General features: G+C 53.1%; 21 protein-coding genes. 18 read left to right on the top strand and 3 right to left on the bottom strand.

Annotated features, from left to right (window positions below):
• Positions 1 to 27 precede the first annotated feature (27 nt).
• From ACQYWX_RS18560 to sthA, 10 genes are all read left to right on the top strand, one after another.
• A complete protein-coding gene (locus ACQYWX_RS18560; RefSeq protein ID WP_431685902.1) occupies positions 28 to 1,500 on the top strand; it encodes a glyceraldehyde-3-phosphate dehydrogenase in 1,473 nt (490 codons plus the stop codon).
• 417 nt (positions 1,501 to 1,917) lie between these two features.
• A complete protein-coding gene (locus ACQYWX_RS18555; protein ID WP_431685901.1) occupies positions 1,918 to 3,261 on the top strand; it encodes a Na(+)-translocating NADH-quinone reductase subunit A in 1,344 nt (447 codons plus the stop codon).
• 3 nt (positions 3,262 to 3,264) lie between these two features.
• Positions 3,265 to 4,464, top strand: coding sequence for an NADH:ubiquinone reductase (Na(+)-transporting) subunit B (locus tag ACQYWX_RS18550; protein WP_127971538.1), 1,200 nt, complete (start codon positions 3,265 to 3,267; stop codon positions 4,462 to 4,464).
• On the top strand, positions 4,457 to 5,266 hold the full coding sequence (locus tag ACQYWX_RS18545; RefSeq protein WP_127971536.1) for a Na(+)-translocating NADH-quinone reductase subunit C: 810 nt from the start codon (positions 4,457 to 4,459) through the stop codon (positions 5,264 to 5,266). The genes ACQYWX_RS18550 and ACQYWX_RS18545 overlap by 8 nt, the downstream gene beginning before the upstream one ends.
• Positions 5,259 to 5,924 (top strand): NADH:ubiquinone reductase (Na(+)-transporting) subunit D, encoded by a 666-nt coding sequence (locus ACQYWX_RS18540; protein WP_127971534.1) that lies wholly within the window; start codon positions 5,259 to 5,261, stop codon positions 5,922 to 5,924. Before ACQYWX_RS18545 ends, ACQYWX_RS18540 begins: the two co-directional genes overlap by 8 nt.
• 2 nt (positions 5,925 to 5,926) lie before the next feature.
• Positions 5,927 to 6,538: an NADH:ubiquinone reductase (Na(+)-transporting) subunit E gene (gene nqrE / locus ACQYWX_RS18535; protein WP_127971532.1), complete on the top strand. Its 612-nt coding sequence runs from the start codon at positions 5,927 to 5,929 to the stop codon at positions 6,536 to 6,538.
• A gap of 30 nt (positions 6,539 to 6,568) precedes the next feature.
• Entirely contained in the window at positions 6,569 to 7,795 is a 1,227-nt protein-coding gene (gene nqrF / locus ACQYWX_RS18530) for an NADH:ubiquinone reductase (Na(+)-transporting) subunit F (RefSeq protein ID WP_216735582.1), read from the top strand.
• A 121-nt stretch (positions 7,796 to 7,916) separates the two neighbouring features.
• On the top strand, positions 7,917 to 8,840 hold the full coding sequence (locus ACQYWX_RS18525; RefSeq protein ID WP_431685900.1) for an FAD:protein FMN transferase: 924 nt from the start codon (positions 7,917 to 7,919) through the stop codon (positions 8,838 to 8,840).
• 4 nt (positions 8,841 to 8,844) lie between these two features.
• The gene (gene nqrM, locus ACQYWX_RS18520) at positions 8,845 to 9,090 is read left to right on the top strand and encodes a (Na+)-NQR maturation NqrM (protein ID WP_279502751.1); all 246 of its coding nucleotides are present in this window, start codon (positions 8,845 to 8,847) and stop codon (positions 9,088 to 9,090) included.
• A 188-nt stretch (positions 9,091 to 9,278) separates the two neighbouring features.
• The gene (gene sthA / locus ACQYWX_RS18515) at positions 9,279 to 10,673 is read left to right on the top strand and encodes a Si-specific NAD(P)(+) transhydrogenase (protein ID WP_216735585.1); all 1,395 of its coding nucleotides are present in this window, start codon (positions 9,279 to 9,281) and stop codon (positions 10,671 to 10,673) included.
• A 54-nt stretch (positions 10,674 to 10,727) separates the two neighbouring features.
• Here sthA and ACQYWX_RS18510 read toward each other — a convergent pair whose 3' ends face one another.
• The 3 genes from ACQYWX_RS18510 to ACQYWX_RS18500 all read right to left on the bottom strand — a co-directional run bounded on the left by ACQYWX_RS18510 (position 10,728) and on the right by ACQYWX_RS18500 (position 13,241).
• Positions 10,728 to 11,474, bottom strand: a complete 747-nt coding sequence (locus ACQYWX_RS18510) for a glycerophosphodiester phosphodiesterase (RefSeq protein ID WP_431685899.1) — start codon at positions 11,472 to 11,474, stop codon at positions 10,728 to 10,730.
• 12 nt (positions 11,475 to 11,486) lie between these two features.
• Complete coding sequence (locus ACQYWX_RS18505) at positions 11,487 to 12,599, bottom strand: 3-deoxy-7-phosphoheptulonate synthase (RefSeq protein WP_431685898.1); 1,113 nt, start codon at positions 12,597 to 12,599, stop codon at positions 11,487 to 11,489.
• 81 nt (positions 12,600 to 12,680) lie between these two features.
• Complete coding sequence (locus ACQYWX_RS18500) at positions 12,681 to 13,241, bottom strand: DUF2062 domain-containing protein (protein WP_431685897.1); 561 nt, start codon at positions 13,239 to 13,241, stop codon at positions 12,681 to 12,683.
• Positions 13,242 to 13,454: 213 nt separating this feature from the next.
• Here ACQYWX_RS18500 and ACQYWX_RS18495 point away from each other — a divergent pair, with 213 nt between their 5' ends.
• The 8 genes from ACQYWX_RS18495 to ACQYWX_RS18460 all read left to right on the top strand — a co-directional run bounded on the left by ACQYWX_RS18495 (position 13,455) and on the right by ACQYWX_RS18460 (position 21,046).
• Positions 13,455 to 15,659, top strand: coding sequence for a DNA internalization-related competence protein ComEC/Rec2 (locus ACQYWX_RS18495; protein WP_431685895.1), 2,205 nt, complete (start codon positions 13,455 to 13,457; stop codon positions 15,657 to 15,659).
• A gap of 118 nt (positions 15,660 to 15,777) precedes the next feature.
• Positions 15,778 to 16,413, top strand: coding sequence for a MotA/TolQ/ExbB proton channel family protein (locus ACQYWX_RS18490; protein WP_127971518.1), 636 nt, complete (start codon positions 15,778 to 15,780; stop codon positions 16,411 to 16,413).
• Positions 16,410 to 16,829: an ExbD/TolR family protein gene (locus ACQYWX_RS18485; protein WP_216735590.1), complete on the top strand. Its 420-nt coding sequence runs from the start codon at positions 16,410 to 16,412 to the stop codon at positions 16,827 to 16,829. Before ACQYWX_RS18490 ends, ACQYWX_RS18485 begins: the two co-directional genes overlap by 4 nt.
• A 23-nt stretch (positions 16,830 to 16,852) precedes the next feature.
• Positions 16,853 to 18,610 carry a lipid A export permease/ATP-binding protein MsbA gene (gene msbA / locus ACQYWX_RS18480; protein ID WP_279502742.1) on the top strand — a complete coding sequence of 586 codons (1,758 nt, stop codon included), beginning with the start codon at positions 16,853 to 16,855 and terminating at the stop codon, positions 18,608 to 18,610.
• Positions 18,607 to 19,623 (top strand): tetraacyldisaccharide 4'-kinase, encoded by a 1,017-nt coding sequence (gene lpxK, locus ACQYWX_RS18475; protein WP_279502740.1) that lies wholly within the window; start codon positions 18,607 to 18,609, stop codon positions 19,621 to 19,623. Before msbA ends, lpxK begins: the two co-directional genes overlap by 4 nt.
• Positions 19,616 to 19,798, top strand: a complete 183-nt coding sequence (locus ACQYWX_RS18470) for a Trm112 family protein (protein WP_127971510.1) — start codon at positions 19,616 to 19,618, stop codon at positions 19,796 to 19,798. The genes lpxK and ACQYWX_RS18470 overlap by 8 nt, the downstream gene beginning before the upstream one ends.
• A 1-nt stretch (position 19,799) precedes the next feature.
• Positions 19,800 to 20,567: a 3-deoxy-manno-octulosonate cytidylyltransferase gene (gene kdsB / locus ACQYWX_RS18465; RefSeq protein WP_431685894.1), complete on the top strand. Its 768-nt coding sequence runs from the start codon at positions 19,800 to 19,802 to the stop codon at positions 20,565 to 20,567.
• Positions 20,564 to 21,046 (top strand): low molecular weight protein-tyrosine-phosphatase, encoded by a 483-nt coding sequence (locus tag ACQYWX_RS18460; protein ID WP_431685893.1) that lies wholly within the window; start codon positions 20,564 to 20,566, stop codon positions 21,044 to 21,046. The genes kdsB and ACQYWX_RS18460 overlap by 4 nt, the downstream gene beginning before the upstream one ends.

Here is a 21,046-nt window from a genome sequence, read left to right as displayed (position 1 = left end):
ATTTGCGCAGACGAGAGGTGCATAAAAGTGAGTCAAGAAAAATTGGATGCTTGTTTTGGGGAATGGAAGGAACGCGAAACCGTCGCTGAAGCGATGATTCCCCTTATCGGAAGACTGTACAGAAAATATAACGTCATCACATCCATATATGGTCGCCCAATCATCAACCGTTCAGTGATCGGCCTGTTAAAAGCGCACCGTTTTGTGCGTCAGGTAGCTGATCATGAACTGTCCGTGCACAACACTTATCCTATATTAAAGTTGCTGGACGAGCTGGAACTTGGGCACGCTCACGTAGATATCGGCAAGCTCGCTATTAAATATGAAAAAATAAAAGACACAGTTGCGCTGGAAGATTTCGTGCGCCGCGAGCTGGACGAAGTAGTTGGGAAATGCGCCGCTGAAGGAAGTATGGGGACTTCCGGAGAAAGCAAAGACGTCGTGCTGTTCGGTTTCGGACGTATTGGACGTTTGTTGGCGAGAATTCTTATCGAGAAAGCCGGTGGCGGCGCGAACCTGCGCTTACGCGCAATTGTCGTGCGCAAAGGCAATGCGGACAATGATCTGGAAAAACGCGCCAGCCTGCTGCGTCGCGATTCCGTACACGGTTCCTTCCAGGGCACGATCACCGTGGACGAGAAAGAATCCGCTATCATCGCCAACGGCAACTACATTCAGGTTATTTACGCGAATAACCCGGATGCAGTGGATTACACCCAATATGGCATCGATAACGCGATTGTTATCGACAATACAGGCGTATGGCGCGATGAGGCCGGCCTGTCCCGTCACCTGGAGTGCAAAGGCGTCAAGGGCGTGTTGTTGACTGCGCCTGGCAAAGGCTCCATCAAGAACATCGTATACGGCATCAACAACCATTTGATCACTGCGGAAGATCGCATTCTTTCAGCGGCCTCCTGTACGACCAACGCCATCACGCCGGTGCTGAAAGCGTTGAATGACGAGTACGGCATCAAAGACGGTCACGTGGAAACCGTTCACTCCTATACCAACGACCAGAATCTGATCGATAACTACCACAAGGGCAGCCGCCGCGGACGCAGCGCGCCTCTGAACATGGTTATCACAGAAACCGGCGCCGCCAAGGCTGTCGCCAAAGCGTTGCCCGAGCTGGCTGGTAAGCTGACCGGCAACGCGATCCGTGTGCCAACGCCAAACGTGTCGCTGGCTATCCTGAACCTGAACTTGGGCCGCGATACATCTGTGGAAGAACTGAACGGCTACCTCCGCGACGTGTCTCTGCACTCTGATCTGCAGAAGCAGATTGACTTCGTTAACTCGCCGGAAGTGGTGTCCACTGACTTTGTTGGTTCCCGTCGCGCAGGCGTTGTCGACGCGCAGGCGACTATCGTCAATGGCAATCGCGCCGTGTTGTATGTTTGGTACGATAACGAAGCTGGATATAGCGCGCAGGTGGTTCGCGTCGTGAACCAGATGGCGGGCGTTACCTATGCTGTCTATCCCAAAACAATGGGATAAAAGAGCCACTGTTGGATCAACCCTGAAAGGTTGACCAACTGGTTAAAAAGGCGGGCCAATGTGCTCGCCTTTTTTGTTGGTGCGGAAATATTGAGCGGTTGAGCGAGTGCTCTAATACTAAAGTCTAAGGGTGTGTGTGGGCCGTATTTCCTGGGAAATGCGCCTGAATAATTGTAATCCGATGGTAATAAACCGCAGCGGGGCCGCTGAATGACTGAATTCGCTGAAAAAATAGGGGATTGGCCGTATAAGCTCGCCCGGCGTAGTAGAAAATCCGGATTTGCGTCACTATAATTATGGCGTTTTTTGGTCGGCCATCCTGTGCATCCCTCCAACAAGGGCAATCCTAAATTCCAATCACAAGAGCGCATTCGTGGTGGCTGTAAATCAATTTATTCTGATGATTAGGCGGGGCTGATGATCAAGATCAAGAAAGGCTTGGATCTTCCGATAGCCGGAGCGCCTGCACAGGTCATTGAAGATGGTAAGCCTGTAAACCAGGTTGCTTTAATCGGATTTGACTACAATGGCATGAAACCTACCATGGAAGTAAAGGTAGGCGATCGTGTTAAGTGCGGCCAGCTTCTATTTACTGATAAAAAGACGGAAGGCGTCCGTTACACTTCGCCAGCGAGCGGTATAGTGTCAGCGGTGAACCGAGGCGAACGTAGGGTGTTTCAGTCGATTGTCATCGACGTTGAAGGGGACGAATATGAGCAGTTTGCTCAATACAGCCCCGAGGAACTGCCCAATTTGTCTCGCGAGCAGGTTGCTGAAAACCTGATCGCTTCTGGAGATTGGGCTGCGTTGAGAACGCGTCCGTACAGCAAGGCTCCTGCCATTGACGCTGAGCCTCACTCCATCTTCGTAACGGCGATGGACTCCCACCCATTGAGCGCTGATCCGGCGGTCATTATCAACGAAGCCAAGGCCGACTTTAAAAACGGCTTGACTGTTCTGGGCAAACTGACCCGCGGCAAAGTCTTCGTCTGCGCCCGCGCTGGCGTCACCTTCGATCTGCCTAACGGCTCCAATGCCGTGCAGGAACAGTTTGACGGCCCACACCCCGCCGGTCTGGCAGGCACCCATATCCATTACCTTGATCCTGTGAACGCGTCCAAATTTGTCTGGACGATCGGTTATCAGGACGTAATCGCTATTGGTCGCCTGTTCACGTCCGGACGTAAGTCTGTGGAGAGAGTGGTTGCATTGGCTGGCCCTATGGTCAATAAGCCTCGCCTGCTGCGCACCCGTGCGGGCGCATCGCTAACCCAGCTGACTGAAGGCGAACTGAAGTCTTCCGATGTGCGTCTGATTTCCGGTTCCGTACTGGGTGGACGTAACGCGAAAGGCAGCGTGGCTTTCCTGGGGCGTTACGCCAATCAAATATCCTGCCTTGAAGAAGGCTACAAGCGTGAATTTATGGGCTGGTTGTCACCGGGCTCCAATAAATTCTCCTTGTTGAATATTTATCTTTCCAAGCTCAACCCGGGCAAGTTGTTCAACTTCACCACCACCACGAACGGCAGCGAGCGGGCCATGGTCCCCGTTGGTTCGTATGAAAAGGTGATGCCGTTGGACATTCTTCCAACACAACTACTGCGCTCTCTGATTGTCGGCGACACAGAAATGGCGCAAAAGCTGGGTTGTCTGGAGCTGGATGAAGAAGACCTTTCCCTCTGCACCTTCGTGTGTCCGGGTAAATATGAATACGGTCCTATTCTTCGCGATAGCCTCACTCGCATTGAGAAAGAGGGTTGATGCATGGGAATGAGAGAATTTCTTGACAAAATCGAGCCGCAATTTGAAAAAGGCGGCAAGTATGAGAAGTGGTACGCGCTGTACGAAGCCGTCGACACCATCTTCTATACGCCTTCCAAAGTAACCAGCGCTAACACGCACGTGCGTGACGGCGTTGACTTGAAGCGCATCATGATTACGGTGTGGTTCTGCGTATTCCCGGCCATGTTCTTCGGCATGTACAACGTGGGCTACCAGTCCAACACCTACCTCGCGGCTAATGGCCTGACCATGGATATGGACTGGCACGGCGCGATTATCGCCATGCTTGCCGGAAATAACCCCGCCAGCATCTGGGATAACTTCATCTATGGCGCGGTTTACTTCCTTCCTATCTATGCGGTCACCTTTGCTGTGGGCGGATTCTGGGAAGTGGTGTTTGCGACGATCAGAAAGCATGAAGTTAACGAAGGTTTCTTCGTAACCTCTATTCTGTTTGCGTTGACCTGTCCTCCAACCATTCCATTGTGGCAAGTGGCGTTGGGCATCAGCTTTGGCGTTGTGATCGGTAAAGAAGTATTCGGCGGCACGGGTAAAAACTTCCTGAACCCGGCGTTGACTGGGCGCGCTTTCCTGTACTTCGCTTATCCTGCGCAAATTTCCGGCGACGCGGTCTGGACTGCTGTTGACGGTTTCAGTGGCGCGACGCCTCTGGGTGTGGCGGCTTCCGGCGGCTTGAACGCGCTGACCGCCAACATTTCCTGGATGGATGCGTTCCTTGGCTTCCAGCAGGGCAGTGTGGGTGAAACCTCTACGCTGGCGATTCTGTTGGGCGGCGCTGTACTGCTGATCATGGGCATTGCGTCCTGGCGTATCGTCGCTGGCGTATTCCTGGGTATGGCCGCGACTGCAACTCTGTTGAACTTTATCGGTTCCGACACTAACCAAATGTTCCAGGTGCCTGCGCACTGGCATTTTGTATTGGGCGGTTTCGCGTTCGGTATGATGTTCATGGCGACAGACCCCGTATCTGCATCCATGACCAATACCGGTAAGTGGGCGTTCGGTATATTGGTTGGCCTGATGACCGTATTGATTCGCGTGGTTAACCCGGCGTTCCCTGAAGGCATCATGTTGGCCATTCTGTTCGCCAACTTGTTTGCGCCGTTTATCGACCATCTGGTGATTCAAGCCAATATCAAACGGAGGCTGGCGCGTGTCTAAGTCAAACGATTCAATTCAAAAGACGGTCATCGTCGCGCTGGCGCTGTGTATCGTCTGCTCTATCTTTGTATCCGCTTCGGTCGTACTGCTGAAGCCGGTTCAGATTCAGAATAAAACACTGAACCTGAAAGAGAATATTCTCCGCGCGGCGGGCATGTTGAGCGCGACTCCCACTAAAAAAGAAGTGGAAGAGAAGTTTGCTCAGATAACGCCGAAAATTGTCGACCTGGATACTGGTTTGTATGTGGAGCCCAAGGACATCGGTTTTGAAAGCGTAGACGCGTTTGATCAAAAGAAATCTGCGCAAAACCCGAAACTGTCCAAAGTGTTGGATTCTTCTGAAGACCTGGCGAGCATCAAGCGTCGCGAGCGTTACGCGAAAGTGTATCTGGTCAAGGAAAACGGCGCGCTGACTCGCGTGATCCTTCCGGTCAAAGGCTATGGTCTGTGGTCGACGCTGTACGGCTTCCTGGCTTTGAAAGCGGATGGCGACAGCGTAGTGGGGCTGGGCTTCTACGAGCACGGCGAAACACCCGGTCTGGGCGGTGAAGTCGACAACCCTAACTGGAAAGCGCAATGGCCTGGTAAAGAGGTGTACGATGACAACTTTGATGTTGCAGTGCGTCTCGTTAAGGGCGGTGTGAATCCTTCTTCATCTGACGCCAAGTACTCTGTTGACGCATTGTCTGGCGCCAGCCTCACCAGCCGCGGCGTGGAAAATCTGCTGCACTACTGGTTGAGCGAGAGCGGATTCAAAACGTATTTGGAAAAGGTAAGATCCGGGGAGGCAGGAAATGTCTGACGTAACGCCGAAGAAAGTTCTTCTAGAGCCTATTCTCTCCAATAACCCGATTGCGCTGCAGATTCTTGGAATCTGTTCCGCGTTGGCTGTCACCACCAGCCTTAAGCTGTCAATCGTAATGGCGATCGCGGTGTCGTTGGTAACAGCGAGCTCCAGCTTCTTTATCGCGTTGATACGCTCACAGATACCAAGCAACATCCGGATCATCGTACAGATGACCATCATTGCGTCGCTGGTAATTGTGGTTGATCAGGTGTTGAAAGCTTACGCCTACGAAATCAGCAAGCAGTTGTCTGTATTCGTCGGACTGATTATCACCAACTGTATCGTAATGGGACGTGCGGAAGCTTTCGCCATGCAGAATGGCCCCGTACTGAGCTTCCTTGACGGTATCGGCAACGGCGCAGGTTACGGCGCTATATTGATTACAGTTGCTACAGTGCGTGAGCTGCTGGGCGCCGGTAAGCTGTTCGGTGTGGAAATTCTTCCCACCATCGCTAATGGCGGCTGGTACCAGCCAAACGGCCTGTTGCTGCTGCCTCCAAGCGCGTTCTTCATTATCGGCTTGATCATCTGGGGGCTGCGTTCCTGGAAGAAGGATCAGGTGGAAGCGGCGGAGTACAAACTGTCCGCGCACAAAGTTAAGGAGGCGTTTTAAGCATGTTTGAACATTATCTGAGCCTCCTTGTCAAGGCGGTATTCGTTGAAAACATGGCCTTGGCCTTCTTCCTGGGTATGTGTACGTTCCTGGCTTTGTCCAAAAAGATGGAAGCGGCTATTGGTCTCGGCATTGCGGTTGTCGTCGTACTGGCTGTGACCGTGCCTGTTAACAACGCCATTTATAATGGTTTGTTGCGCGAAGGCGCATTGAGCTGGGCGGGGCTGCCTAATGTTGACCTGAGTTTCCTTGGGTTGCTGACTTATATCGGCGTTATCGCCGCTATCGTACAGATACTGGAGATGGTGCTGGATAAATTCTTCCCAGCGCTCTATAACGCGCTGGGTGTGTTTCTCCCGCTGATTACCGTTAACTGTGCGATCATGGGCGCCTCCCTGTTTATGGTTGAGCGTGATTACACATTCGGAGAGAGTCTGGTGTACGGTTTCGGCGCTGGACTGGGCTGGGCGTTGGCGATCATCGCTTTGGCCGGTATTAGAGAGAAGCTGAAATACAGTGACGTTCCTGAAGGTCTGCGTGGTCTGGGCATCACCTTCATCACCGTAGGTCTGATGTCGCTTGGTTTTATGTCTTTCTCAGGCATTTCTCTGTAATCGGTCCGAACAGGTGAAGGTTAATAACAAATGAACACTGAAATCATATTGGGCGTAGTCATGTTCACCGCCATAGTGCTATCACTGGTGGCGGTGATTCTGGCGGCGCGCGCAAGACTGGTCAGCTCGGGCGACGTCACCATTGAGGTGAACGGCGATCCCAATCACACAATCAAAACGCCAGCTGGCGGCAAGTTGCTGCAAACTTTGGCTGGAGAGGGCGTGTTCCTGTCATCCGCCTGTGGCGGCGGCGGCAGCTGCGCGCAGTGTAAATGTAAGGTTTTCGACGGCGGCGGCTCCATGTTGCCAACGGAGAGAGCGCACTTTACGCGTCGTGAAGAGAAGGAAGGCTGGCGTTTGTCCTGTCAGGTTGCTGTTAAGCAGGACATGAAAATTGAAGTGCCGGAAGAAGTCTTTGGCGTCAAGAAGTGGGAGTGCGAGGTGGTGTCTAACCATAACGTCGCTACTTTCATCAAAGAGCTTGTATTGAAACTGCCGGATGGCGAAGTTGTTGACTTCCGCGCGGGTGGTTACGTTCAGCTTGAGACGCCAGCTTACGACGTGACCTTCGATAAGTTTGAAATCGAAGAGCGTTTCCGTGAAGACTGGGACAAGCACAACCTGTGGCGCTTCCGTTCTGTCGTTAAAGAGCCGGTGATTCGCGCATACTCCATGGCGAACTATCCGGAAGAGCGCGGCGTACTGAAGTTCAACATCCGTATCGCGACGCCTCCTCCAGGCACCAACTTCCCGCCCGGACAAATGTCTTCATGGGTATTCTCGTTGAAGCCAGGCGATAAGGTAACGGTATACGGACCCTTTGGTGAGTTCTTTGCTAAAGAGACTGATGCTGAGATGGTGTTCGTTGGCGGCGGCGCCGGTATGGCTCCAATGCGCGCGCACATTTTCGATCAGCTGAAGCGTCTTAAGACCAGTCGTAAAATGTCCTTCTGGTATGGCGCTCGTAGCCGTCGTGAAATGTTCTACGTGGACGACTTTGACGGTCTGGCTGCGGAGAATGATAACTTCCAATGGCATGTGGCTCTTTCCGATCCGCTGCCTGACGACAACTGGACGGGCTACAAAGGTTTCATTCACAACGTGTTGTATGAAAACTATCTCAAGGAGCATCCAGCGCCGGAAGATTGTGAGTTCTACATGTGCGGACCGCCCATGATGAACGCGGCGGTTATCAAAATGCTGAAAGACCTAGGTGTTGAGGACGAGAATATTCTGCTAGACGACTTTGGTGGTTAATATTATTTCTGCGTTCCTCAAAATCAGAAAGCCCGCCAGTGCTTTACTGCTCTCCAGCAGTCTCGCATTGGCGGGCTGCTTTCATTCTGGCCCTGAATTGCACTCTTCTGAGGGCAAAATCATGGGTACGACCTATCATGTTAAATGGGCTTCTGGTTCGAGCAAATCAGAGCAGGAACTGGCGCAGGGCGTATTGGCGCAATTGCAGCTGGTTGATCGCCTGATGTCGACGTATAAGCCCGAATCGGAATTAAGCCGCTTTAATCAATCTGAACCTGGAAGCTGGTTTGATTTCTCGCCTGAGTCATTTGAAGTCTTTCAAATTGCGCAAGGCGTCAGCGATATCAGTGGCGGCGCTTTTGATATCACAGTGGGTAAGCTGGTGAATCTGTGGGGCTTTGGTCCTGATCTTCGTCCAATTAAGATTCCGGATGAGGCTACGCTTTCCAGCGAGCTGTCCAAAGTCGGATATCAGCACCTCAAATACCAGGCGGACGGCGATAAAGTCCTCAAAGAGACGGCGATGTACGTTGATCTCTCCGCCGTCGCCAAAGGCTATTCCGTTGATCTGGCGGCTAAATACCTGGAGTCGCAGGGCGTTACTGATTATCTGGTTGAGGTTGGCGGCGAAGTCATGCTGAGTGGCCACAAGCCTGATGGTCAGCCATGGCGGATCGCCATAGAATCGCCGGTAGTGGGCGAAAGGCGGGCGCAAAACGTGGTGGAAATGGATAGGGGCGCGGTAGCCACTTCCGGAGACTATCGTAATTACTTCGAAGAAGATGGCGTTCGTTATTCCCATACCATTGACCCCCGCACTGGTAAGCCGATTGGCCACAATCTCGCCTCGGTAACCGTCATCGACGATACGGTGGCGCGTGCGGACGCGCTGGCGACTTCCTTTATGGTAATGGGGCCGGAACAAGGTATGGATGTTGCGGTCAAAAACGATATCGCTGTGTTGTTTATTGTCCGGCGGGACGGTAAGTTTGTAGAAGAAACGTCCCCCGCGTTTTTGAAACGTATCAAACGATTGGAGGAGTAGAGCGATGTATGTGTTTCTTGTTGTTTTCGGCGTCATGCTGCTCATCGTTGTGGCCATGTCCATCGGCGTTATCCTAGGCCGCAAGCCCATCTCAGGTTCATGCGGCGGTATGAGCGCCTTGGGAATGGAAGTCGCCTGCGATATTTGCGGAGGCGATAAAAACAAGTGTGAAAAAGAGACGGAAGCCGCCGCCAAGCAATCTCAGGCGCGGGCTGAAGATCTCGCATACGACGCCACCCGTAAGGGGTGAGCTCTTACCTTATAGAAGCAAGTCCGCGAATGCCTCAATGGCGTTCTGCGGTTTGTGATTGAGTTGTCGCACGCGACGGTGCGTTTATCTGACGTCGCGACTTAAGTATTAAATTATAAAGATGTTCCGTCTGGTGGCCTGCGGCGGCTGCAATCCGGCGGGATGGGATTTCAGGAGACCGACAGCGCATGGCTGAATATCGTTATGATGTGGTTGTAATTGGCGCCGGGCCAGCTGGCGAAGGCGCGGCGATGAATGCGGCGAAGCACGGCAAGCGCGTTGCAGTGATTGAAGATAAGAGTCAGGTTGGCGGCAACTGCACCCATATGGGGACGATTCCGTCGAAAGCGTTGCGTCACGCAGTCAAGCAAATCATCCAGTTCAATACCAATACTATGTTCCGGGATATCGGGGAGCCGCGCTGGTTTTCTTTCCCCAGAGTCTTGCAGAATGCGGAGCGAGTGATTGGTAAACAGGTTAAAATTCGTACGCAGTTTTACGCCCGCAACAGAGTCGATCTGTATCGCGGTCGCGCCAGTTTCATTGATGAGAACCGTATTGAGGTGCGGGGCGGTCTGAACGGTAAAGAAGTCTTGTATGGCAAGCAGGTCGTTATCGCGACAGGCTCCAGGCCCTATCTGCCTGAAGACGTAGACTTCACTCATCGTCGTATCTATAACAGCGATAGTATTCTCAAGCTGAGTCATACGCCTAGAACCCTGATTATCTATGGAGCAGGGGTGATAGGCTGTGAGTACGCCTCCATTTTCGTCGGGTTGGGCGTTAAAGTGGACCTTATTAATCCCGGCGAACGTTTGCTGTCTTTCCTTGACGGAGAAATTTCCGACGCATTGAGTTATCACCTGAGGGATAACGGGGTGTTGGTGCGCCATAACGAGCAATACGATAGCGTGGTCGGTGATGATCATGGCGTTGTGTTGACAATGAAATCCGGCAAGCGTATTCGCGCCGACGCATTCCTCTGGTGTAACGGGCGCACCGGCAACACAGATAATCTGGGGCTGGAGAATATTGGGCTGGAGCCCAACGCTCGCGGCCAGTTGGCGGTGGATAATCATTACCGCACCAAGATCCCGCATGTATTCGCCGCGGGCGACGTGATTGGCTGGCCCAGCCTGGCAAGCGCCGCCTATGACCAGGGGCGCTCCGCGTCCTCGGAGATAGTTAAGGATGATTTCTTCCGCTTTATTACCGATGTGCCTACCGGGATTTATACGATTCCTGAAATTAGCTCCGTTGGTCGCACAGAAGCAGAACTGACGGAAGCCAAGGTGCCCTATGAAGTAGGGCAGGCGTTTTTCAAGGATTTGGCTCGTGCGCAGATTACCGGCGATACGGTGGGTATGCTGAAACTGCTGTTCCATCGGGAAACAATGGAGTTGCTGGGCATTCATTGCTTCGGAGATCAGGCCTCCGAGATCGTGCATATCGGACAGGCCATCATGAATCAGCCTGGTGAACTGAATACCATCGAGTATTTTGTTAACACCACCTTCAATTACCCCACGATGGCGGAAGCCTATCGGGTGGCGGCGTTAAACGGACTTAATCGGATATTTTGATCGGGCTTAGGCGAGGGGATTGTGCATCCCGCTCGCCTGCTGTCGCGAAAGCGACTACTGCGCGTGAGTCAGGTGCGGTTGCTGGGTCTTCAGATATTTGAGGACGTGGCAGGGGTAGTCGGTGATGACGCTGTGCACCCCCAATTCCTGTAGGCGTAATACATCGGGAATCATATTTACCGTCCAAGTGGAGACTTCCAGTCCCGCCTTTCTGGCTTCTGTCATCAGCTCCTCGTCGGCCAGCTTGTAATACAGCACCAGCATTCGGCAGTTGAGCTTGAGTGCGGTTTGTATTGGCCCAGGAAAGCGCTTCTCCGCGACATATCCCGTATCGATGGAACCATTCAGTCGCTTGATCTGCTGCAACACCCATGAGTTGGATGACGTAACGACGACGCGTCCGAACAGCTTTTCGTGTTGGATCAGTTCTACCAGTCGATTGCAAAGAATGTTTAGCCTGGGCTTGGTGTCAGTCTTGATTTCCAGCTGTATCGACTGAAACTCAGGACAAACCGCCAGGATGTTCTGTAGCGTCGGCACTGGAGCTGGCTCATGCCAGGGTGGAACATGCAGTCCTGCGTCCAAATCGCCCAGTTCAGCCGCAGTTAGCTCTGCGACCTTGGCGGCGTGGCCGGTGGTGCGATTAGTGGTTTTATCATGAATGACCATCAAGTGGCCGTCTTTGCTGAGCTGGAGGTCCAGCTCAAAATTGCGGATGCCTTCCTGGTAGGGATGGGCAAAGCCGGCGACGGTATTTTCCGGCGCTTCGCCCTTGGCGCCCCGATGACCCACAATAATCATATTGAGTTTCCGTTATTTGGCCTTTTTGTAGATTGTTTGGCGTTTAAGATAGGTTTCCCTGCATAAATTCGCATCTTCCAGAAATGCTGGCAAATCCGGCATGGTCAGCGCCTGCGGGCCATCTACCAGAGCTTTGGATGGGTGAGGGTGGAAGTCCACCAGAACCATATTGGCGCCAGCGATGATACCCTGAGCAGTGGCGTGAGTAACTTCCAGTATGCCGTCAGGCGCGCGCTCATGATTGCCGACAGAATGTGAAGGATCTACGCAAACAGGCATCCGGGTGAGGCGTTTGATGACAGGGACATGGGCGAAATCCACCAGATTGCGGTGAGGCGCTCCGCCGTCGGTTTTCATGCCTCGCAGGCAGAAGACGACATTGGCGTTGCCTTCGCTTGCCAGATACTCCGCTGCATTGAGAGATTCATTCAGTGAGATGCCAAACCCTCTCTTCAGCAGCGCCGGATATTCTTTTTGTCTACCGATGGCTTTGAGCAGCTCAAAGTTCTGTGTATTGCGGGTGCCGATTTGCAGCATGACGCCAGTAGGGCGACCGGTTTTCTCCAAGCACTCATCAATTTCCTCGATGTGGCTCTCGTGAGTAATCTCCATGGCGATGACTTTGATGTCGTATTTGCCCGCCAGCTCGAAGACGTAGGGGAGGCAGTCTTTGCCGTGACCTTGGAAGGTATAGGGATTGGTGCGTGGCTTATAGGCGCCCATGCGGGTGCATTGCTGGCCGTTCTCTTTCAGGGCGCGCATCATTTCTTCGACGTGAGTCGGGTTGTCCACTGCGCAAAGGCCTGCGAACACATGGAAGCTATCTTGATCGAAGGTCAGTCCATTGTAGTGAAATCCGGTAGTGCGCTTGCTGTCCGCGTGGCGGCCAAGAATGCGATATTCTTCAGAAATGCGAACGACTCGTTCAACAGCGGGTAAGGCTTCCAGCTCTTCGGCGTTCAGCTTCTTGGTGTCGCCAAGAAGATAGATTTCCGTCAACTTCTGCTGCTGGCCCTGAATTTCATGGACTTTGCTGGAGACGCCCGGCAGTGCGTCAATAAAGTTCAAGGTTTCTCTATAAGCGTCTGAGGAAATATCTGTGTCAGGGTGAAGAATGATCAGCATAGCGGTTTCCTGAAGTAGGGGGGACTCTTGAGGCGGACGGGGTCCGATGCTTATTTTTTTCGCCGCGGGCGGCGATGTTCCTTATTGTGCTTTGGTATTCTGGCAGGTCATGCCCGACGCACGTCGAGCTACGCGCTTTTCCTGTCGTTTACGCCAGTCATGTCTGATTTTGCGGCGCCACAGGTACTCGACGACAACATAGCCCAGTACGGAGAAGAATAGCCCGCAAATGAATGAGCCGAAATAGAGCGGCAAACCAATCTGATAGAGCTTTTCTCCCAGCCAGGCGAAACTGAGCTCAAATTCAAAATGAACTTTCGGCATGCCTAAAATGTGTGCGCCAACCAGATAGTTGAAATAAAAAATAGGCGGCATGGTGACAGGGTTGCTAATCCATACGAGTGCGACGGCCAGTGGCAGATTGCAATTTACCCAGACCGCGATGAATGCGGCCACCACCATCTGGAAAGGCATGGGAATAAAGCTGCAGAACACACCAACCAGAACAGCCTTGGCGATGGCATGGCGGTTGATATGCCAGAGGTTGGGCTCATGTAAGATGTCGCCTAAAAAATGCAGAGACTTGTTTTCTTTGAGCTTGTGTGGATTTGGCATCCACTTCTTGATGAAATCTTTAGGCATTTGCTGATTACAACCGCGTGAAAGTCGTATAGAGTGCTGCTCCGAAAAAAGCCGCCATATATTAGAGTGTAATGTAAATTTAGGGAACAACCGATGCGCACATGGATGCTCGCGCTAACCGCCGGATGGCTAACAGTTTTTTTATTCGGCCATCATTGGCTTTCATTCGTCTCCCAGTATGTCTGGATTTTCCCCCTTTTAAGCATTTTAGCTTTGCTGAGCGTTATTGCGGGGAGTCTCAGCGGCCGAGGTCGCTATTATACCCCGGCATTGTTTCTGTTTGGGGTCATTTTCGCCGGAATTCGATTACAAAATATTGCGGAATCCTTGCCGCCGTCACTGCTTGGCGAACCCCTGCAACTGCGCGGTGAGATATGTAGTTCCGTGCGCGCCGGCAATGTGCAGTCCTTTTCCTTTTGTGTCGCAGAGGCCCGTGTGGATGGCGTTTTGGTGCCAGAGCTGGCGAGCAAGACCATCCGTTTATCCTGCTACTACTGTGACGTGGAGTTGCACGAATCCGGACGTTACACCCTTCAGGCGAAGCTAAAAGACCTCCGGCCATTACAAAACTTTCATGATCCATGGGGTTGGCAAAAGCTGTGGCGGTCAGGTTTGTACGCCAGAGGCTCCATTGCCCAGGGTTCTGTTGAATTGTGGGCAATGGAGCGGGCTGAGGGGCTTATGGGGAGACTGGCTGAGTTTCGGTCTTGGACTCGGGGTCTGGTTCGCTCGACGACGGCGTCGATGGCGCATCAACGAAGTTTCCTGGCGCTATTTCTGGGCGCTCGCACAGAGCTGGATGAGTCGCAATGGGAAGTGCTGAGGCGCTCCGGTCTGACGCATTTATTGGTTATCTCCGGCCTCCATATTGGTTTGATAGCAATTCTGGTTATGTTCGCCTTGCGTTGGGCGTTTTGTTGGCTCCCTCGGCAGTTCGCCTACTGGGTTGCGTGTGGGTTGACTATATTGGCGATACTCTCCTATGTCGCTCTGATCGATTACGGTCTGCCAGCGGTGCGCGCTGCATTGGCCGTTTCTCTTGCGCTGCTTATGCTGAGGTTGCGTCGACGGATATTGCCGTCGACTTTCTTTATTGCGGTTCTCACCTGCAGTTTGCTTCTGGACCCTTTGGCTCCCTGGAGCGCGGGCTTTTGGTTGTCTTTCGTTGCGGTGGGGCTGCTCTTTGTGGCCTTTAGTCATCGACCGCTGCAATCCTTTTCGAAACCAGGATCGCTGTGGCGGTCGCAAATGGCTTTGACAGTGGGTCTGGCAGGAATTCTGGCGATAAGTTTTCAGCAGATTCCGTCGGCGGCTCCATTGGCGAACCTCGTCGCAACGCCATTGGTTACGCTGATTGTGGTTCCCTTGGGGCTGATGGCGCTTGCTGTGGCTTTGGTTTGGCCGGCAGGCGGTGAGATTTTGTTGCGAATGACGGATATCTGTCTGGATGGGTTTTGGCGGGTAGCCGAGCTGGCCTCGTTAGGTCCTGTTCTGCAAACGCCTCTGGAGATGACGCTGGCGTCAGTCAGCTTCGTCATCTTCGGAATCTGCGCGGCGGGGGCCATGCGGATGCCCGGCGCTGTCTGGTTTATCGGAGTGCTGGCGCTAATTGGGGCAGGGATGCGTGAGCAATATGAGCAGGTTTGGTTCCGTTTTACCTTGTTGGATGTTGGGCAGGGATTGGCGTCAGTGATAGAAAGTCGTGGCGAAACGGCTTTGTATGACGCGGGCCCTGGCTTCGCGGATGGGTGGAGTGCTGGGGCAACTGTGGTCGATCCTTACTTGCGGTCTATTGGCGTCAAAGGATTGAAGTACGCGGTTATTAGTCATGGAGATAGCGATCACGCTGGCGGCTGGGGCGATGTCCGCACAAATTTCATCGTGGCGTCCGCGCTTTCTGGTGAACCGGACAGAGTGGAAAGCTCTAAACCCTGTATCGCCGGCGCCAACTATCAGGTCGGGGTGGCGAGAATGGAGGTCCTTTGGCCTCTGGAGGGAGCGAGAGGGAAAGGTAATAACCGTTCCTGCGTAATACGTTTGACGGTGAGGGGGCTTAGCATACTGATGACGGGAGACATTGAGGCGTCGGCGCAGCGGGCGCTATTAACTGAAGCCAAAGACAAGCTGGCGTCTGACATACTGGTCTCGCCGCATCACGGTAGCGCGTCCAGCTTTTTGCCTGAGTTCGCTTCCGCTGTGTCGCCTCGGGTTGTCATTGCTTCCGCAGGTTATCTCAATGCCTTTGGGCATCCACATAAGCTAGTGCGTGATTGGTTTGAGCGCAGAGGCGCAGCGTTTTATAACTCGGCCGAGGTGGGCGCTGTGCAGATATCGATTGAAGAGGGCGACGGCGCGGTAAAAATACAGTTTGGCGGACCTTGGGGCGAGGTTCTGATGGCGTTGGATAAGAATCGCTGATTCTGTGAACAACCCCGTGCTTTTAAAGGACTAAGATTACTTACCGATAAGCTTTTGCTGTTACGGTTTGTTTATAGGCTGTGGTAAAGTATGGCAATTTTTTTGAGGAGACAGATGCGTGTACGAGTTGTTAAAGGCCGGCGGCTTGATAATGATCCCTATTTTGCTGTGTTCAGTGGTGGCTCTAGCGATCATTATTGAAAGATTCTGGACTCTGCGGCCGCAAAAAGTTGCGCCGCGCTCTATCGTTAACGATTTGATGGCGCGCCTTAAGAAAAAAGAACTTAATGGCAAAACCCTGAAAGACCTCCAACAATCCACCCCCCTTGGGCGCGTTCTCGCCGCCGGTCTGATCAACGCCAAACATGGCCGTGAGATCATGAAAGAAAGTATCGAGGAAGAAGCCAGTCATGTTGTGCATGAACTGGAGCGTTTCCTGACGGCGTTGGGTTCTGTGGCGGCGATTGCTCCTCTGTTGGGACTGTTGGGTACGGTTATCGGTATGATCGACGTGTTCGCCGAAATTCAAATTGCCGGCACTGGCAATACGCAAGCATTGGCGGGGGGCATTTCCAAGGCGCTTATTACTACTGCGGTGGGTTTGACGATTGCTATCCCTGCGCTGGTATTTCACCGTTACTTCCAGCGCCGCGTGGATGAGCTGGTGGTTGAGATGGAGCAGCAGGCGTTGAAGCTGGTTGAAGTTGTGCACGGCGATCGTGACGTCGACATGAGCGGAGTGAAAAGCAAGTGAAATTCCGGCGCCAATCCAGAGAAGAGTTGTCAGTAAACGTAACGCCTCTGATTGACGTTGTTTTTCTGCTACTGATCTTCTTTATGGTCTCAACCACGTTCACCAAGGAAAGCCGTCTTGCGGTGGAGCTGCCGAAGTCCTCAGGCGAAGCGTCTGAAAGCCTGGCTGATCAAATTGAGGTCGTGATCAATAAAGACGGTCAGTACACCGTTAATCAGCGAGTACTGATCAATAGTCAGATCGCTACATTGAAAAGGGCGGTGGAGCAATTGTCCAAGGGCAAGAACGATCTTCCGTTCATTGTTACGGCGGACGCCAAAACTCCCCACGAATTCGTGGTCCGGGCAATGGATGTCGCCGGTCAGCTCGGGTATCAGAAGTTGAGTATTACCACTCAACGCACCGAAGCCGAATAACCCTATCCTGACTAAGGGCTGACATGTCAAAAGTCGCAAAGCAGTATGCCGGCGCGCAAGTGTACGGCAGACTGCTGTCTTACTTGAAGCCGTTATGGAAGGTCTTCGCTCTAGCGGTGCTGGGTAATGTGATTTACGCATTAGCCAGCGCCGGGATGGCGGATGCAACCAAGTACATCGTCGCGGCGATCGAAACTCCAAGCCCGGAAGGGCGTTTCCTGGTTCCCATGCTGATCATCGGCATATTCGCCCTGCGCGGTCTGGGTTCATTTTGTGGCGGCTATTTCATGGCACGTGTGGCCAGGGGCATTGTTCACAGAATGCGCCTGGAGCTGTTTCGCCATCTGACCGTATTGCCGTGTCGCTTCTTTGACTCTAATTCAACCGGACATCTGGTCTCTCGAATCACCTACAACGTGGACCAGGTGACAGGCGCCGCCACCAATGCGATTACGGTTGTCCTGAGAGAAGGATTTACCGTCATTGGATTGATGGGGTACATGATCTTTGTCAGCTGGAAGTTGACGCTTCTGTTTCTTGTCCTTGGTCCGATCATCGGTGTCCTTATCAGCTACGTTTCCAAGCGATTCCGGCGTATTAGTCATCGCATACAAAGCAGCATGGGAGACGTTACTCATGTGGCTTCGGAATCCATTGGCGGATATCGTGTGATGCGGACTTTTGGCGGCGAGGAGTACGAATTCAATCGCTTCATGAAAGCCAGTGAGTACAACATCGCGCAGGCGCTGAAAATGTCGCTCACGCAGGCGCTGTCAACGCCGATCATTCAGCTGGTTATCTCCGTTTTTATCGCCCTGTTGGTGTGGCTGGCTCTTAGTCCTGAAATTCGCGGCAATATGAGCACTGGCGAGTTTCTGGCCTACATCACTGCTGCGACGACCTGCGCTAAGCCCATCAGGCAGTTGACTGAGGTTAACGCCGTCATTCAGCGAGGGATCTCCGCGGCGCAGGATGTATTCATGCAGTTGGATGAGCCGATTGAAAAAGACGAAGGCGCATTTGCGACGGAGCGAGTGCAAGGCCGATTGGAGTTCAAGGGCTTGGGCTTTAGCTACGGCGATGAAGGCAAGCCTGCGCTGCAGGACATTAACCTTGTAATTGAGCCGGGCGAGACCGTTGCGCTGGTTGGGCGTTCCGGTAGTGGGAAGTCCACGTTGGTCAGTCTTCTGCCTAGATTTTATGACTATGAAACTGGCGAAATTCTGTTGGACGGAAAACCGCTCAAAGATTTCACTCTGACGTCTCTGCGTCGCCAAATCTCCATTGTGACTCAGCAGGTTGTGTTGTTTAACGATACAGTCACCAACAATATTGCCTACGGCGCTTTGGCTGATGCAACGCCTGAGCAGGTGCGTGAAGCGGCGAAATCTGCGGATGCGTTGGATTTTATCGAGCAGCTGGAACAAGGCTTCGACACGCTGCTGGGCGAAAATGGAACGCGTTTGTCAGGAGGGCAGCGGCAGCGCATGGTTATAGCGCGGGCGCTACTTAAAGACTCTCCGATACTGATTCTCGACGAAGCCACGTCCGCGCTGGACACTCACGCGGAGCGGAATATTCAGAGTGCGTTGGAAACCTTGATGAAAGGTCGCACCACATTGGTGGTTGCCCACAGGCTTTCCACTATTGAGAACGCCGATAAGATCGTGGTCATGGATCAGGGGCGTATTGTGGAAGTCGGAACGCATCGCGAGTTGATTGAAAAAGACGGCGCTTACGCGGCTTTACACAAGCTGCAGTTCAGTGAAGCCGACGCATGAGCGCATGGATCGAGGGAGTTTGGTACGGTAAGTCGCGCTGGAGATTTCTGCTGTGGCCGTTGTCATGGCTCTACCTGTTGGTCGTTGCAATCAGAAAAACCATTTTCACTATGACAAAGCCCCCGGCTTCCGCCGCGGGTGTTACGTCTATGCGTCCGCCGATTATTGTGGTGGGCAATCTGACGGTGGGGGGCGCTGGTAAAACTCCCTTGGTGGTAGCGCTGGTGGAGTACTTTCAGCGTAGAGGACTTAGACCCGGCGTTGTTAGTCGGGGATATGGCGGTGTGAGCGAATCATACCCTGTTCTGGTGGAGCGAAATCCTGACCCCAGAATAACAGGCGATGAGCCTGCCCTGATTCACATGCGCACGGGGTGTCCCGTTGTAGTGGCGCCTAAGCGGGCGGAAGCGCTGCAAAAACTGCTGGATGTATATGATTGCGATGTGGTGATCAGCGACGATGGATTGCAGCACCTGGCATTGCCGCGGGATATGGAAATTGTTGTGGTGGATGCGCAGCGAGGGTGGGGCAATGGACTTTGTCTTCCTGCAGGCCCTTTGCGGGAACCGGTCAGGCGCGTGCAGTCTGTGGATCTGGTCGTCAGTAATGGTTTGCATGCGCAGGTCAATGCTGATTACGCAATGCAGTTACGTCCTGTGCGCTGGAAAAAAGTGTCTGGCGAGGAAGAAAAAAGTACTAATTACTTTGCTGGGCGCACTGCGCATGCTGTTGCGGCGATCGGGAATCCGGGGCGCTTTTTCGCAACCCTGGCGGATCTGGATGTGGCCTCCATTCAGCATGCGTTTCCTGATCATTACAGTTACGCCCAGAAGGATATAGAATTCAACGATGATCTTCCCGTTTTGATGACGGAGAAGGATGCGGTCAAGTGTAAGTCGTTCAATCTTGAAAACGCTTGGTACCTGGAAGTTGGCGCTGAGCTCAACTCTACGTTTTATGAGAGGATCGACGCCAGGCTAAACGAATTGCGGAGTCACAAAAAAGATGGATAAAAAACTATTGGCCATCCTTGCCTGCCCAGTGTGTAAGGGCGACTTGAAGTATGACCGGGAAAAGCAGGAGTTGGTCTGTAAGAACGATGGTATGGCTTTCCCTATCCGCGACGGCATCCCGGTGATGCTGGAGAAAGAGGCGCGCACGCTGACTACTGATGAGCGGTTGAGCTGATATGAGCGTGTTCACCGTCATTATTCCCGCCCGTTATGGCTCCTCCAGGCTGCCAGGCAAGCCTTTACTGGATATTGCCGGCAAGCCTATGGTTGCGCATGTGTACGATAGGGCGCAGGAGAGTCTGGCCAAGCGTATTTTTGTCGCAACGGACGATGCGAGAATTGCTGAGGCGGTGGAAGGTTTCGGGGGCTCTGTTCTGATGACTCGTGCGGACCACCCTTCAGGCACGGATCGTTTGGCGGAATGCGCGGATATTCTCGAGCTGGACGATGATGAAATCGTCGTTAACGTGCAAGGGGATGAGCCGATGCTGCCGGCGGAACTGATTAGTCAGGTCGCTAATAATCTGACGGCGAATCCGCAGGCGGGAATCGCTACGCTGTGCGAGCGAATTCACGACCGGGAAACTTTATTTAATCCCAATGCCGTCAAGGTTGTGAAAAGTGAAGCGGGTATGGCGTTGTATTTCTCCCGGGCGCCGATTCCCTGGGCGCGGGATTATTTTGCCGACCCAGGTGTTGGGCTGCCTCCTACTTATGACTTTTATCGCCACATAGGCATCTACGCTTACCGAGTTGGCTTTTTACGGGATTATGTCACCTGGGGGAGTTGTCCGCTTGAGGGGATTGAAAGTCTTGAGCAGCTGCGCGCCATGTGGCGCGGCGTGCCCATTCATGTGGATGTGGTGGCGAAGGCTCCGCCGGCGGGAGTGGATACGGAAGCTGATTTGCAGCGCGTGCGCGCGATGATGGCCAAGACATCATGATCAATATTTTGTTTGTGTGTATGGGTAATATCTGTCGGTCGCCCACAGCGCATGGCGTTTTCGAAGCGTTTCTGCAGCGTGCAGGGCTGACGGACTGCGTGGAGGTGGATTCCGCCGGCACGGGAGGCTGGCATGCGGGTGAGCTGCCTGATCGTCGGGCGCGTGAGTTTGCCGGGAAGCGTGGTTATTCCCTTGAGCACATTCGAGCTCGACAAGTGACCCCGGATGACTTTGAGCAGTTTGACCTAGTATTGGCGATGGATCGGGACAACCTCGCGAACTTGCAACACATCTGCCCCCAGAAGCATCAATCTAAAGTGAAGTTGTTTTTGGACTTTGCTTCGTCCAGTGATGAGCGTGAAGTGCCGGACCCCTATTACGGCGGCCCTCAGGGGTTTGAGCATGTGCTGGACTTGGTGGAAGACGCCTGCCAAGGGCTTGTTGAACATGTTCAAGGACAACTAAAGCATCGTGGCTGA

The organism is Hahella sp. NBU794, assembly GCF_050749805.1.
Taxonomy (GTDB): domain Bacteria; phylum Pseudomonadota; class Gammaproteobacteria; order Pseudomonadales; family Oleiphilaceae; genus Hahella.
The sequence above is the reverse complement of the archived record's forward strand: the minus strand, read 5'-3'. Positions and strand labels throughout refer to the sequence as shown.

What these genes read in the sequence shown, in the direction of transcription:
- ACQYWX_RS18555 (WP_431685901.1), top strand. Translation starts at nt 1,918, where the DNA reads ATGATCAAGATCAAGAAAGGCTTGGATCTTCCGATAGCCGGAGCGCCT.
- ACQYWX_RS18550 (WP_127971538.1), top strand. Translation starts at nt 3,265, where the DNA reads ATGGGAATGAGAGAATTTCTTGACAAAATCGAGCCGCAATTTGAAAAA.
- ACQYWX_RS18540 (WP_127971534.1), top strand. Translation starts at nt 5,259, where the DNA reads ATGTCTGACGTAACGCCGAAGAAAGTTCTTCTAGAGCCTATTCTCTCC.
- nqrE (WP_127971532.1), top strand. Translation starts at nt 5,927, where the DNA reads ATGTTTGAACATTATCTGAGCCTCCTTGTCAAGGCGGTATTCGTTGAA.
- nqrF (WP_216735582.1), top strand. Translation starts at nt 6,569, where the DNA reads ATGAACACTGAAATCATATTGGGCGTAGTCATGTTCACCGCCATAGTG.
- ACQYWX_RS18525 (WP_431685900.1), top strand. Translation starts at nt 7,917, where the DNA reads ATGGGTACGACCTATCATGTTAAATGGGCTTCTGGTTCGAGCAAATCA.
- nqrM (WP_279502751.1), top strand. Translation starts at nt 8,845, where the DNA reads ATGTATGTGTTTCTTGTTGTTTTCGGCGTCATGCTGCTCATCGTTGTG.
- sthA (WP_216735585.1), top strand. Translation starts at nt 9,279, where the DNA reads ATGGCTGAATATCGTTATGATGTGGTTGTAATTGGCGCCGGGCCAGCT.
- ACQYWX_RS18510 (WP_431685899.1), bottom strand. Translation starts at nt 11,474, where the DNA reads ATGATTATTGTGGGTCATCGGGGCGCCAAGGGCGAAGCGCCGGAAAAT.
- ACQYWX_RS18505 (WP_431685898.1), bottom strand. Translation starts at nt 12,599, where the DNA reads ATGCTGATCATTCTTCACCCTGACACAGATATTTCCTCAGACGCTTAT.
- ACQYWX_RS18500 (WP_431685897.1), bottom strand. Translation starts at nt 13,241, where the DNA reads ATGCCTAAAGATTTCATCAAGAAGTGGATGCCAAATCCACACAAGCTC.
- msbA (WP_279502742.1), top strand. Translation starts at nt 16,853, where the DNA reads ATGTCAAAAGTCGCAAAGCAGTATGCCGGCGCGCAAGTGTACGGCAGA.
- lpxK (WP_279502740.1), top strand. Translation starts at nt 18,607, where the DNA reads ATGAGCGCATGGATCGAGGGAGTTTGGTACGGTAAGTCGCGCTGGAGA.
- ACQYWX_RS18470 (WP_127971510.1), top strand. Translation starts at nt 19,616, where the DNA reads ATGGATAAAAAACTATTGGCCATCCTTGCCTGCCCAGTGTGTAAGGGC.
- kdsB (WP_431685894.1), top strand. Translation starts at nt 19,800, where the DNA reads ATGAGCGTGTTCACCGTCATTATTCCCGCCCGTTATGGCTCCTCCAGG.
- ACQYWX_RS18460 (WP_431685893.1), top strand. Translation starts at nt 20,564, where the DNA reads ATGATCAATATTTTGTTTGTGTGTATGGGTAATATCTGTCGGTCGCCC.